The following is a 13,199-nucleotide window of genomic DNA, read 5'->3' on the forward strand; positions in this document are numbered from 1 at the left end:
GCGGGGCGGTGCGCTTTCGGTCCCCGGGTGGAGGCGGGCAACGTCGGAGTGAGCGAGGAGAGGGTGCGGCGCCTTGCCGCCAACTATGCCTGTGTGGACGAGGAGTTGATCGACGCCCTCGTCGCCATGGCCACAGAGCGGACGCGCGGCTGGTGGGAGGCGTACCGAGGAGTGCTGCCTCAGGTGAACCTGGACGCGGCGGAGGCCGAGCACCACGCGACGTACCTGCGGGACATCGTCATCACCCGGATCTCCTGCCTTCTCCAGACCGCGGACTACGCCCGTCCGGTGTTCGCCTACATGAATCCGGGGCTGCCCGAGCGGGAGGTGGACACCAAGGTCGAGTACCGGATGAGGCGCCGCGTCGTCATCGAGGGGGACACCCCCCGTACGAAGCGATCATCCACGAGATCGCACTGCGGCTGCGCATCTCCGACCGGCGGGCGGCGTGATCCCAACTCCAGGAGATTCTCGGCCGAGTTGACGAGGGGAATGTCGCGGTGCGGACGACCTCGCGGGGGACCGGCTCGCTCGGCGTTGCACCGCCGAGTGCGGGGTCGTGGCGAACGCGATCAGCAGGCCGCGTCGAGTGGGTTCGGTCATGCGGGACACGATCTCCGTCGGGAACGGTTGCGGAAAGTGATGACCGCGTACGGAAGAGGCCCTGGTCAGAGCCGGTTTTCCGGGTTAGCGTCCGGGCATGGCAGCCTTCGACCCCTGGGACCCGGCGTTCCTCGCCGACCCGTACCCCGCGTACGCCGGACTGCGTGAGCGGGGTCGGGTGATCCACTACGAGCGCACGGACCAGTGGCTCGTCCCGCACCACGCGGACGTCTCGGCGCTGCTGCGGGACCGGCGGCTCGGACGCACCTACCTGCACCGCTACGAGCACGAGGACTTCGGCCGGACCCCGCCGCCCGCCGAGCACGAGCCGTTCCACACGCTCAACGACCACGGCATGCTGGACCTCGAACCGCCGGACCACACCCGCATCCGCCGGCTCGTCTCAAAAGCCTTCACCCCGCGCACGGTTGAGCAGCTCAAGCCGTATGTCGCCAAGCTCGCCGGGGAGTTGGCCGACCAGCTCGTCGAGTGCGGCGGTGGCGACCTCCTCACCGACGTCGCCGAACCGCTCCCCGTCGCCGTCATCGCCGAGATGCTGGGCATCCCCGAGAGCGACCGCGCACCGCTGCGCCCCTGGTCGGCGGCCATCTGCGGCATGTACGAGCTGAACCCGTCCGAGGAGACGGCGGCGGAAGCCGTACGGGCCTCCGTCGAATTCTCCGACTACCTGCGGGAGTTGATCGCCGAGCGGCGCAACTCCCCTGGCGACGACCTGATGTCGGGCCTCATCGCCGCCCACGACGAGGGCGACCGCCTCACCGAGCAGGAGATGATCTCCACCGCCGTCCTGCTCCTCAACGCCGGCCACGAGGCGACCGTCAACGCCACCGTGAACGGCTGGAACGCCCTCTTCAACCACCCCGATCAGCTTGCCCTGTTGCGCGCCGACCACTCCCTGATCCCGGGCGCGGTGGAGGAGTTGATGCGGTACGACACTCCGCTCCAGCTCTTCGAGCGCTGGGTGCTGGACGACATCGAGATCGACGGCGTCACCGTCCCGCGAGGCGCCGAGGTCGCGCTCCTCTTCGGCGCCGCGAACCACGACCCGGCCGTCTTCAACGACCCCGAGCGCCTCGACCTGCGCCGTACGGACAACCCGCACATCTCCTTCAGCGCCGGTATCCACTACTGCATCGGCGCGCCACTGGCCCGCATCGAGCTGGCGGCGTCCCTGGCGGCCCTGCTGGAGAAGGCGCCGACGCTGCACCGGGTGCGGGAGCCCCGCCGTAAACCCAACTTCGTCATCAGGGGGTTGGAGGGGCTGGACGTCGAGATCTAGAGCGTCGCCGGTCAGCGCTTCCTGCGCCTCAACAGCGTTGCCCACAACAGGAGTCCGGCGGCCGTCCCACCCAGGACGGCCAGCGGGAGTTCGGCGTACAGGACGCTCCAGTCGGACATCGCCTCGAACCGGTGGAACCGCCCACGGACGTCGACCGACCACAGCGCCAGCCCGGCTCCCGCTCCACCGACCGCCAGCAGACACCCCGCCGCGTCCCGGCCGTTGCCCCTCATGGGAACCAGGACGCGCACAACTCGCCCCGAGTTCCCGGCAGAAGAGCGGACCGGTCAGGTCACCAGATCGCGGCGGCGCAGTCCCGCCAGCCCTCCGGCCACCAACACCCCGGCCAGCGCCAGCAGTACACCCACCGGCCCCCAACTCATCTCACCACCAGGCAACTTGGGCAGGTGCCCGAACGGGGAGAGATCCAGCACCAGTTGGGGAACGTCGAGTGCCGGCCCCACCCACCCGATGAGCAGCGCGGCCCCGGCGACACCCCAACTCGCCGTTGCCAGCCGGGGAGTTGCCCCGACCAGCAGCACCGCAAGCCCGCCGATCACCCACACGCCGACGAGCTGCACGAGACACGCCCCCAGGATCGGCCCGAGCCGCTGTCCGTACCCGGCGCCGAATCCCAGCCCCGCGAGCAGCATGAGGACGGCCGACCCGCCGAAGGCGATCAGCAGATGACCGGCGGCCCACCGCACCCGGCCCACCGCGTTCGCGAGCACCAACTCGGCTCGCCCGGAGGTCTCTTCACCATGCAGCCGCAGCACCGAGGCGACGACGTACAGCGCGGCGACGAGCCCCACGAGTCCGGTCATCGAGGCGAGAAAGGCGTCGGCGAGGCCGGACTGTCCGCCCATCCGCTCGATGATCTCCCGCGTCCGCTCGTTGTCCCCGACGAGATCGGCGACCCCGTCGGTGAGGCCGCCGAACACCACCCCGGTGAGGAAGAACCCGAGCCCCCAGCCGAAGACGCTCCCGCGATGCAGCCGCCAGGCCAGGGCCAGGGCGGTACCGAGGCCGCCGGTGGCGGGCCCGGGGCGCGTCGGCAGGAAGCTCATGCCCACGTCGCGCCGCCCGGCCAGGACGTACGCGAGCACACCCTGAACGGTGGCGGCCACCGCGAACAGCCCCAGCACCCACCAGCGTTCACCGGCGAACGGCCGCAGATTCTCCAGCCAGCCCAACGGCGAGACCCAGGTCAGAAGTGACGAGCCATCAGAGGTCGCGGAGTCTCCGGCCGCCCGCAGCACGTACGCGAGACCGATCATCGCGGCGGCCAACCCCCTTGCCAGACGGGCGCTTTCCGTCAGCTGCACGACGACGGCGGTGAGCGTCGCGAACACCATCCCGACGCCCGCGAGGCCGAGCCCGAACGCCAGCGCCCCCGATGCGCCCTGCCCGGCGAGGCCGGCCGTCACGAGCAGTCCGAGCGCGCCGCTCGCGACGGTCGAGGCCAGCAGAGCCGCCGTGAGCGAGGCCCGCCGGCCCACCGCTCCGGCCGAGACGAGCTCCTGCCTGCCGGTCTCCTCCTCCTCGCGGGTGTGGCGCACGACGACCAGGAGAGCGGCGGTGGCCGCGAGGGCGCCCGCGAAGACACCGACGCGCCAGGCGGTGAGGGCGCCGAGGGAGTCGCCGAAGAGCGGGCCGATCAGTGACCGGAAGGAGGAGTTCGTCTCCAACTGGCCCAGCAGGTGGTCGCGTTCGGCCTGTGTGCCGTACAGGTTCTTCAGCGTGTCCGGCATCGACAGGACGAGCAGGGCGTTGACGGCCACCCAGAGCGGGATCAGCAGCCGGTCGCGGCGGAGCGCGAAGCGCAGAAGTGTCCCGGTTCCGGCGAGAGTTGTCATCGGACGCCCGCCTCTTCCCGCTGGTAGTGGCGCAGGAACAGCTCCTCCAGCGTGGGCGGGGTCGACGTCAGCGAACGCACCCCGGACTCGTTCAACTTCCTGAGCACGGCGTCGAGTTCACCGGTCTCGACCTGGAGGCGGACCCGGGTGCCCTGGATGTCGAGGTCGTGGACGCCGGGCAGGTCGGCCAACCCGCCGGGCGGGGCGGCGAGTTCGGCCCTGATGCTGGTGCGGGTGAGGTGGCGCAGTTCGGCGAGGGAGCCGGTCTCCACGGTCCGGCCCTGCCGGATGATGCTCACGCGGTCGCACAACTCCTCGACCTCGCTGAGGATGTGGGAGGAGAGCAGCACCGTCCGGCCGCGTCCGCGCTCCTCGCGCACGCAGTCGCGGAACACCTCTTCCATCAACGGGTCGAGTCCGGAGGTCGGTTCGTCGAGGATGAGCAGGTCCACGTCCGAGGCGAAGGCGGCGACCAGGGCGACCTTCTGCCGGTTGCCCTTGGAGTAGGTGCGGCCCTTCTTCGTCGGGTCGAGTTCGAAGCGGTCGACCAGGTCGGCGCGGCGGCGCGGGTCGAGGGGGCCGCCGCGCAGCCGGCCGTACAGGTCGATGACCTCGCCGCCGGAGAGATTGCGCCACAGGGTGACGTCGCCGGGGACGTACGCGATACGGCGGTGGACCTCCACCGCGTCCTTCCACGGGTCGTGGCCGAGGATGCGGGCGGTGCCGGAGTCGGCGCGCAGCAGGCCGAGCAGGACGCGGATGGCGGTGGACTTGCCGGCGCCGTTCGGGCCCAGGAAGCCGTGCACCTCGCCGGTCTCCACCCTGAGGTGGAGGCCGTCCAGGGCATGGGTGCGGCCGAAGGACTTGTGCAGGCCGGAGACCTCGATGGCGGGGCCGGACGCGGTGGCGGTCATGCTTCAGAACGTACACTTCTTTCAGAAATTTGTGAAGTTAATGAAATCTCGGATGCTATGAAAGTTCCCGAAGTTACGGAAGTCTCGGAAGCATCGGAAGCCCCGATAGGGTGGGAACATGGATGAAGCAGCAGGTGAGCGCGACCCGGCGGCCGTCTCCAGGTTCGTCGAGTCCTTCGCGGCACAGCTCGTCGAGGCGGGGATGCAGCGCATGCCGGCCCGGATCTTCGCCGCGCTCCTCTCCTCCGACACGGGCGTCCTCACCGCCGCCGAACTCGGCGAGCAGCTCCAGGTCAGCCCGGCGGCGGTGTCCGGCGGGGTGCGCTACCTCTCCCAGCAGCACATGGTCACGCGCGAGCGGGAGCCCGGCTCGCGACGGGAGCGGTACCGGGTGCACAGCAACCAGTGGTACGAGGCGCTCACCAACCGCGAGTCCGTCCTGCACAGGTGGGAGGTGTCGTTGCGGGAGGGAGTGGACAGCCTCGGCGAGACCACGCCCGCGGGGCGCCGGATGGCCGAGACGCTGGCCTTCTTCGAGTTCGTCGACGGGGAGATCGCGGCCATGATGGAGCGGTGGCGGATCCACCGCGACGAGATGTTCGGCAACGCCTCGGACGTGGCGTCGGGTCGGTGAGAGCGGACGTGACCGGTTTCGGAGAACGGTTGCTGAATCCGGTCACCGCCGGTCAGCGTTCCTTCGTCTCCTCCAGTACCGTCCGCCCCAGCAGCGCGTACCGCTCGGGCGAGCGCCGCTTCAGGAACTGCGCGTAACCGATCCCCCCGAGCGCGATACACGCCACCAGCCACGGCGTCGCCTTGAGCAGCAGCGCGCCCGACTCCGGCCCCGCCGCCACTCCCATGTTGGACACCAGAAGGACGACGACCGCGAGCATCGCCACGCCCCCGACGACGGGTGCGGTGAACGTCCGGAACCAGTGCCGGCTCTCGGGGTGGTGGGAGCGGAAGTAGACGAGGACGGCGAACGAGCAGACCGCCTGGACGACGAGGATCGCCATCGTGCCGAGGATGGCGAGCAGGACGTACGTACCGGAGTACGGGTCCTTCCCGGCCAGCCAGAACGCGCCGATGAGGACGGCGGACACGGCGGTCTGGACGAGGCCGGCGATGTGCGGGGAGCCGTGCCGGGGATGGGTACGCCCCGTAGTCCTCTGGAGGTAGGGGACTACACCCTCGCGGCTGAGGGCGTACACGTAGCGGGCCGCGCAGTTGTGGAAGGCCATACCGCAGGCGAGTGAGCCGGTGATCATCAGCCACTGCATGACGACGACGGCCCAGTGGCCGACGTACCGCTCGGTGGGGTCGAAGAACAGGGCGAGCGGGTCGGCGGTCGCGATCCTCACCGCGTCGCCCTCGCCGACGCCGCTGATCGCCATCCACGAGACGAAGACGTAGAAGACGCCAACTCCCAGGACACTCACCATCGTTGCCTTCGGGATGATCCGCTTCGGGTCGCGGGACTCCTCCCCGTACATCGCCGTCGACTCGAAGCCGACCCACGACCAGAACGCGAAGAAGAGGCCGAGCCCGGCGGAGGTGCCGTGGAAGGCGTTCACCGGGTTCACGGGGTCGAGCGAGAGGCCGTCGGGGCCGCCGCCGTGCAGCAGGACGGAGACGGCCATCGCGGCGAGGACGGTGACCTCGGTCGCCAGCAGCACGACGAGCAGCTTCTCCGCGACGGACACCCCGAACCAGGTCCCCATCGCGTTGACCGCCAGCATCAGCACCGCGAACGCCCACCACGGGACGTGAACTCCCGTCTGGTCCTTGAGAGTCGACGTCGCGAACGAGGAGAAGATGCCGATCAGCGCCGGCTCGAACACGACGTACGCGAACGTCGCGAGGAGGCCCGAGGCGAGGCCGACGGTGCGGCCGAGGCCGTACGAGATGAACCCGTAGAACGCGCCCGTCGACGTGATGTGCCGTGCCATCGCCGTGAAACCGACGGAAAAGATTCCCAGCACGACCATTGCGACGAGGTAGCTCGCGGGGGCGCCGACGCCGTTGCCGGACGACACGATGAACGGCACGTTCCCCGTCATCGCGGTGATCGGCGCGGCCGTCGCGACGGCCATGAACACCACGCCCAACAACCCGACGGCGTTGGGTTTCAGCCGGTGCACCGACCCCGATCCATCCGTCCCCGTCGCCGGTGCGACTCCCTCGTCCACTGCCATCGGGCGCCCCTCTCCCTGCCGGTGGCCAGCTTTGCCATAGCGGCCCTCGGAGGAGAATGCTGTAGCCCGAATGAGTCGGGCAAGAGGCGTGCGAGGTTAAATATGCGTCAACCAGACCTTTAGGCCGGCATCCGCACGACAGCCGAGGCCGGCCCTTCGCGGGGAAGAGCCGGCCTCGTGTCGAACTGCTGTGCCGAACTGCCGTGTCAGATGAACGAGTTGATCTCGATCGTCTCGTCCCGGCCCGGGCCCACGCCGATCGCGGAGATCGGCGCGCCCGACATCTCCTCCAGCGCCTTCACATACGCCTGCGCGTTCTTCGGCAGGTCCGCGAAGGTCTTGGCCTTCGTGATGTCCTCCGACCAGCCGGGCAGCGTCTCGTAGATGGGCTTCGCGTGGTGGAAGTCCGACTGGGAGTACGGGAGTTCCTCGACGCGCTTGCCGTCGATCTCGTACGCGACGCAGACCGGGATCTCCTCCCAGCCGGTGAGGACGTCGAGCTTGGTGAGGAAGAAGTCGGTCAGGCCGTTGACGCGCGTCGCGTACCGCGCGATCACCGCGTCGAACCAGCCGCAGCGCCGGTCGCGGCCGGTGGTCACGCCCCGCTCGCCGCCGATGCGGCGCAGCGCCTCGCCGTCCGCGTCGAACAACTCGGTCGGGAAGGGACCCGCACCCACTCGGGTGGTGTAAGCCTTGAGGATGCCGATGACCCGGCTGATCTTCGTCGGTCCCACACCGGCACCGGTGCAGGCGCCGCCCGCGGTCGGGTTGGACGAGGTGACGAAGGGGTACGTGCCGTGGTCGATGTCCAGGAGCGTCCCCTGGCCGCCCTCGAAGAGGACCACCTTGTCGTCCTCAAGGGCCTGGTTCAGGACCAGGACCGTGTCGGCGACGTACGGCGCCAGCTTGTCGGCGTAACCCAGAAGTTCCTCAACCACCTGAGCTACGGAGATAGCTCTCCGGTTGTACAACTTGGTGAGGATCTGGTTCTTGGCGTCGAGCGCCGCCTCGACCTTCTGGGTCAGGATCGACTCGTCGTACAGGTCCTGCACCCGGATCCCCACGCGGTTGATCTTGTCCGCGTACGTGGGGCCGATGCCGCGACCGGTCGTACCGATCTTCCGCTTGCCGAGGAAGCGTTCCGTCACCTTGTCGACCGTGACGTTGTACGGCGTGATGATGTGAGCGTTGCCGCTGATCAGGAGCTTGGACGTGTCGACGCCGCGCTCGTTCAGACCGCTCAGCTCGGAGAGCAGGACCGACGGGTCGACGACGACGCCGTTGCCGATGACCGGCGTACAGCCGGGGGAGAGAATCCCGGAAGGGAGAAGGTGGAGGGCGTACTTCTGGTCGCCCACGACCACCGTGTGGCCGGCGTTGTTACCACCCTGGTAACGGACCACATAGTCGACGGAGCCGCCGAGCAGGTCCGTCGCCTTTCCCTTGCCTTCGTCACCCCACTGAGCACCGAGCAGCACAAGTGCGGGCACGCGCGTACACCCCTTCCGGGCGGGGCAGACCCAAGGTCAGGGGCGTACGCGGCACGGCCTTGTGCCTCGTACCCCGACGGCCGCTGTACGGCCGCCGGCAGCCGTCGTACGGCCGTTGCCCGTCGGACCCGGATGCCCCGGAATAGACGAAGCCCCTGGCGCAATAGCGCAAGGGGCTCTTGCACAAAGATGCTACCCGAGGAAGCGAGGCAGGACCGAGGTGGCGACTTTCGCGACTTCCGATTTCGCGGCGTCCGATCAACTGCTGGTGGTCATCGACCCGGTAGCCCGGAAGACCGACGGTGAATCCGTGCGCATCGTGAAAGATGTCCTGAGTGCCGGGGCGGCGACGAAGGTCTGCCTTCCCGATGATCACGAGGAATTCGCCCGCGCGCTGGTCCGCAGGGGGTCCCGTAGACCTGTGGTGGTAGGCGACGACCTGGCTCTCGTGCGCGCGGTGGCCCTGCTGCACCGGCGCCGCGAGCTGGACGCGTGCGTCCTGTCCGTCGTCCCCGTGGGGGGTGCGGTGGCCGTCGCGCGGGCGCTGGGGGTGCCGACGGACACCGTCGCGGCGGCGCGGGCCGTGCTCGACGGGGTGGAGAGACGGGTGGACGTGCTGGTGGACGAGAGCGACGGGGTGGTGCTGGGGATGCTGTGGATCCCGCCGGGGGCGGGGGGAGGTACGCCGGGGGTACGACGGGGGCCGTGGGACCGGGGTACGACGGGGTCTACGGGTACTACGGCGGCCCCGGACGGCCTCTCCGGTGCCCGGCGCTGGCGTCGTACCTGTAGCTCCCTGGTACGGGCTCTCGTCCCCTCCCGGGAGGGTCCCGCTCTCTCGCCGCCCGGGCCCTTCCGGCTGCGCGTCGAGGTCGACGGGAAGGTGCTCGTCGGTCTGGACCAGCCGGTGGAGTCGGTCTCCGTGACCCCGGGTGCCTCGGGCGCGGCGCTGGTGGAGGTGCGGCCCGTGTCCGTGGGGGCGGAGGCGTCGCCGCTGGTCGCGCACGGGGGTGTGGTGACCGTGTCGGGGGGCGACTTCCTGTACGGCGCCGACGCGGGGGTCGGGGGACCGGTGCGGACGCGGACGTGGCGGGTGCGGGAGGGGGCGCTGGGGGTGGTCGTACCTGGGGTGTAGCGGGGGACGACTCAGGGACGGGCGCTGTCTGGCCGGTGGAACTCGGTCGTGTCGAGGACGCAGTCGAAGGGGGCCGGGACCGGGATCTCCTCGCCGAACGGCTTGTTGATCCGGATCTGGTACCCCTTGGCCGACGGCGACCCGTAGACGATCGCCTCCCGCGCCTGCATGTCGAGGATCAGGTAGACGGCGACCCCGGCCCTGGCGTAGACCTCGACCTTGTCGGTCAGGTCGTTGCTCCTGGTGGAGGGCGAGGTCAGCTCGGCGACGAAGGACAGGGCCTTGCCGTCCAGGTGGACGGCCTCCGTCTCGAAGACGTCCTCGTGCGCCGCGAAGATGTCGGGCCCGTACGCCGACGCCTCTCCGGGGAAGACAAACAAGTAGGGCGCGCGTTCGAGCACATGGCCCTTGGGGAGGTACGGCTCCAACTGGGTGCAGACCAGCTTCATCACTCGCCGGTAGTAACCCCTCGACCACGGTGACAAGACGATGCTCCCCCGGATGACCTCGGCCTGGAAACCAGGCACGTCCAAGCCTTCGAGGATGTTGAGAAGCGCCTCGAAGTCGTACGGCTCGGTGTCGCTCATCGGTCGCTCGGTCATCAGAACCATGATGCGCCCCTCCCGCCCACGCAGACCAGCCACCACTCAGAGTATCCGATCAAATACGCCCCCGTATCCCATCCTTGACCCGCCCATGGCCAACTCCTGGTTCCGTCCCGAAGTCAAGGGCCGCAAGCATCTACGCGGGTAGTCATACCCGTACCCCCTCGCGCGCTCCAGGAGCCCCCTCATGTCCAAGTCCCCTTGGAACCGACGTCAGTTCATGAAGAAGTCGGCCGTCACCGGTGCCGCGGTCGCCGCCGCGAGCGCGGTGGGCGCACCGGCCGCGCAGGCGGCGCAGCCCGAGAAGTGCCGGACGAAGAAATGGTCGTTCTCGATTCTCGGCACGACGGACCTGCACAGTCACGTATTCGACTGGGACTACTACAAGGACGCCGCGTACAGCGACAGCAAAGGCAATTCCGTAGGGGTGGCCCGGGTGGCCACCCTCATCAAGGAGCAGCGGAAAGCGAAAGGCGAGGGGAGAGTTCTCCTCGTCGACGCGGGCGACATCATCCAGGGAACGTCGCTCGCCTATTACTTCGCCCGCGTCGCGCCGATCACCGAGAAGGGCGGCCCGAAGCACCCGATGGCCGTCGCGATGAACCACATGCGCTACGACGCCGCCGCGCTCGGAAACCACGAGTTCAACTACGGCATCGACACCCTGCGCAAATTCGAGAAGCAGTGTCATTTCCCGCTGCTCGGCGCCAACGCGCTCGACGCGAAGACCCTCAAGCCCGCTTTCCAGCCGTACGTCGTGAAGCGGATCCGCGTCCCCGGAGCACCGGACATCAAGGTCGGCATTCTCGGTCTCACGAACCCCGGAATCGCTCTGTGGGACAAGGACAACGTCAGCGGGAAAATGGTCTTCCCCGGCCTGGTGGAGCAGGCGAAGAAATTCGTCCCCCGGCTGCGCGCCCTCGGCTGCGACGTCGTCTTCCTGACCGACCACTCCGGTCTGGACGGCTCGTCGTCGTACGGCGACGAGCTGCCGTACGTCGAGAACGCCTCCAACCTGGTCGCCCAGCAGGTCCCCGGCATCGACGCGATCCTCGTCGGCCACACGCACGTCGAGGTGCCGTCGTACACCGTCAAGAACGAGGAGACCGGCGAGGACGTCCTCCTCTCGGAACCCTATTGCTGGGGATACCGGCTCAGTGTCTTCGACTTCGAGGTCGAATTGGTGCGCGGGCAGTGGAAGGTCACGAAGAAGACCGCGACCACGCTCAACCCGAACACGGTCGACGAGGACCCGGAGATCAAGAAACTCCTCGAAGCGGACCACGAACTGGTCGTGAAGTACGTCAACACGGCGGTGGGAACCTGCACCGCCGACCTCTCGGCCGCCGATTCCTGCTGGAAGGACGTCCCGATCATGGACTTCATCCACCAGGTCCAGACCGACAGCGTGAAAGCGGGCCTTTCCGCCGCCGACGCCGCGCTCCCGCTGATCTCCGTCGCCGCGCCTTTCAGCCGCACCGCCGACATTCCGCAGGGCTCGGTCACCATCAAGGACATCGCCGGGCTCTACATCTACGACAACACCCTGTACGGGAAGAAGCTCACCGGCGTACAGCTCAAGGACTACCTGGAGTACGCCGCGAAGTACTACCACCAGGTGCCGAGCGGTACGAAGGTGGATACCGCTACCCTCACCAACGCCAACAACTTCTGGGACTACATGTACGACACGGCGGCCGGCGTCGACTACGAGATCGACATCGCGCAGCCGGAGGGGTCGCGGATCAAGAACCTCTCGTACGCGGGTAAGCCGGTCGCCGACGACCAGGTGTTCGTCGTCGCGGTCAACAACTACCGGGCGAACGGCGGTTCCGGGTACCCGCACATCGCCGCCGCCGAGATCGCGTACAGCTCCACCAACGAGATCCGGCAGCTGATGATCGACTACGTGACCGCGAAGAAGACGCTGGACCCGGCGGACTTCGCGGACGTCAACTGGAAGCTGACGCAGGGCGGGACGCCGGTGTTCTGAGCCGTACCGGGGAACTACCCCTCAGGTAGGGGAGCCGTCCGGACGGGCGGCCCCCTCTGCCCTCTCGACCTCACATATAAACCTTTTCGGGCATATGATACTTCTGACCGAGAAGGTGAGTGTCATGCGTGTACTTCTCAAGGCGACATTCGACACGGAACGGGCCAACGACGCGATCCGCACCGGCAAGATGCCCCAGCTGGTGGAGGAGGCGCTCGGCCAACTGAACCCGGAGGCCGCCTACTTCACCCTCGACCAGGGCCGGCGCGCGGCCTACCTCGTCCTCGATGTCCAGGACAGCTCCGAGATGCCGAAGATCGGCGAACCCTTCTTCCTCGACTTCGGTGCCGAGATCGACCTGACCCCGGTCATGAACCGGGAGGACCTCGCGAGGGGCCTCTCCCGGCTCACGTGAACCGGCGCGCCTGAACCGCCTCAGCTGAACACGATCATCGACCCCTGCGCCAGACTCCGCGTCGCCGCCGCGTGCAGCCCGAGCCATACGTGCCGCTCGCGCGCGAAGGGGCTGGGATCGTACGGCGCCGGGATGGCGGGCTCCTCCAACTCCGTCGGCGCGGACGGGGGTTGCGGCGGCGCCGGCGGGTTGGCCGGGTCGATGCCGATCGCGGGAGCGACGTACTCCAGCTCCCGCAGCAGCGCCTGCGAGGAGCCCAACGGGCCGCCCCCGGCGAGGAGTTCGTCGTTGGACAGCGGCGCCGGGAAGTCCACCGGCACGTACGCGCCCGCGTGGTCGTAGTGCCACACCAGGTGCGACTGCTGCGCGGTCCCCTCGAACATCTCCAGCAACTGCTCGTAGTCCCCGCCGAGTTCACCCACCGGCGTCACCGGGAGACCGCACACCTGCAACAGATAGACGCGCCGCAGGAAATGCAGCGCGTCGTAGTCGAACCCCGCCACCGGCGCGACCTCTCCGGACAGGCCCGGCATGTACTGGTACACCGGCACCGGCGGGAGCCCGCTCTCGGCGAGCACGTTGTTGTACTGCGCGAGTTCGTCCGCGAACGGGTTGTCGGGGGTGTGGCACAACACGTCCACGAGCGGTACCAGCCACAGGTCACAGGCCAAAGAAGTACTCCTCATCCGAAGT

The 13,199-nt window shown here is 68.6% G+C and carries 13 protein-coding genes; 6 read left to right on the forward strand and 7 right to left on the reverse strand.

The window, feature by feature from the left end:
• Positions 1-126: 126 nt before the first annotated feature.
• A complete protein-coding gene (locus tag ACQCO7_RS23455) occupies positions 127-771 on the forward strand; it encodes a Scr1 family TA system antitoxin-like transcriptional regulator (protein ID WP_464077274.1) in 645 nt (214 codons plus the stop codon).
• A complete protein-coding gene (locus tag ACQCO7_RS23460) occupies positions 701-1,903 on the forward strand; it encodes a cytochrome P450 (protein WP_464073691.1) in 1,203 nt (400 codons plus the stop codon). The genes ACQCO7_RS23455 and ACQCO7_RS23460 overlap by 71 nt, the downstream gene beginning before the upstream one ends.
• 11 nt (positions 1,904-1,914) lie before the next feature.
• On the opposite strand, the gene ACQCO7_RS23465 is transcribed toward ACQCO7_RS23460, so the two are convergent.
• From ACQCO7_RS23465 to ACQCO7_RS23475, 3 genes are read right to left on the reverse strand one after another with little or no spacing between them, the layout of a single operon-like run.
• Complete coding sequence (locus ACQCO7_RS23465; RefSeq protein WP_464073692.1) at positions 1,915-2,136, reverse strand: hypothetical protein; 222 nt, start codon at positions 2,134-2,136, stop codon at positions 1,915-1,917.
• 54 nt (positions 2,137-2,190) lie between these two features.
• Positions 2,191-3,759 (reverse strand): ABC transporter permease, encoded by a 1,569-nt coding sequence (locus ACQCO7_RS23470; protein WP_464073693.1) that lies wholly within the window; start codon positions 3,757-3,759, stop codon positions 2,191-2,193.
• Positions 3,756-4,673 carry an ABC transporter ATP-binding protein gene (locus ACQCO7_RS23475; protein WP_464073694.1) on the reverse strand — a complete coding sequence of 306 codons (918 nt, stop codon included), beginning with the start codon at positions 4,671-4,673 and terminating at the stop codon, positions 3,756-3,758. The genes ACQCO7_RS23470 and ACQCO7_RS23475 overlap by 4 nt, the downstream gene beginning before the upstream one ends.
• 118 nt (positions 4,674-4,791) lie before the next feature.
• Between ACQCO7_RS23475 and ACQCO7_RS23480 the strand changes: the two genes are divergently transcribed.
• A complete protein-coding gene (locus tag ACQCO7_RS23480) occupies positions 4,792-5,307 on the forward strand; it encodes a GbsR/MarR family transcriptional regulator (RefSeq protein ID WP_464073695.1) in 516 nt (171 codons plus the stop codon).
• 52 nt (positions 5,308-5,359) lie between these two features.
• Here the strand turns inward: ACQCO7_RS23480 and ACQCO7_RS23485 are convergent, their stop codons facing one another.
• Together ACQCO7_RS23485 and ACQCO7_RS23490 are read right to left on the reverse strand one after the other, a co-directional pair.
• Entirely contained in the window at positions 5,360-6,868 is a 1,509-nt protein-coding gene (locus ACQCO7_RS23485; protein ID WP_464073696.1) for an APC family permease, read from the reverse strand.
• A 206-nt stretch (positions 6,869-7,074) separates the two neighbouring features.
• Positions 7,075-8,358 carry an adenylosuccinate synthase gene (locus ACQCO7_RS23490; RefSeq protein WP_075733736.1) on the reverse strand — a complete coding sequence of 428 codons (1,284 nt, stop codon included), beginning with the start codon at positions 8,356-8,358 and terminating at the stop codon, positions 7,075-7,077.
• A 220-nt stretch (positions 8,359-8,578) separates the two neighbouring features.
• Between ACQCO7_RS23490 and ACQCO7_RS23495 the strand changes: the two genes are divergently transcribed.
• Positions 8,579-9,493 carry a diacylglycerol kinase family protein gene (locus ACQCO7_RS23495; RefSeq protein WP_464073697.1) on the forward strand — a complete coding sequence of 305 codons (915 nt, stop codon included), beginning with the start codon at positions 8,579-8,581 and terminating at the stop codon, positions 9,491-9,493.
• A gap of 11 nt (positions 9,494-9,504) precedes the next feature.
• On the opposite strand, the gene ACQCO7_RS23500 is transcribed toward ACQCO7_RS23495, so the two are convergent.
• Entirely contained in the window at positions 9,505-10,095 is a 591-nt protein-coding gene (locus tag ACQCO7_RS23500; protein WP_464073698.1) for a Uma2 family endonuclease, read from the reverse strand.
• Positions 10,096-10,285: 190 nt separating this feature from the next.
• On the opposite strand from ACQCO7_RS23500, the gene ACQCO7_RS23505 reads away from it, so the two are divergent.
• Entirely contained in the window at positions 10,286-12,091 is a 1,806-nt protein-coding gene (locus ACQCO7_RS23505; RefSeq protein ID WP_464073699.1) for a bifunctional metallophosphatase/5'-nucleotidase, read from the forward strand.
• A gap of 124 nt (positions 12,092-12,215) precedes the next feature.
• Positions 12,216-12,506, forward strand: a complete 291-nt coding sequence (locus tag ACQCO7_RS23510) for a hypothetical protein (RefSeq protein ID WP_464073700.1) — start codon at positions 12,216-12,218, stop codon at positions 12,504-12,506.
• A 20-nt stretch (positions 12,507-12,526) separates the two neighbouring features.
• Here ACQCO7_RS23510 and ACQCO7_RS23515 read toward each other — a convergent pair whose 3' ends face one another.
• Complete coding sequence (locus tag ACQCO7_RS23515) at positions 12,527-13,177, reverse strand: hypothetical protein (protein WP_010350840.1); 651 nt, start codon at positions 13,175-13,177, stop codon at positions 12,527-12,529.
• Between the last annotated feature and the right edge of the window lie 22 nt (positions 13,178-13,199).

This window comes from Streptomyces saintjeani (assembly GCF_055409605.1).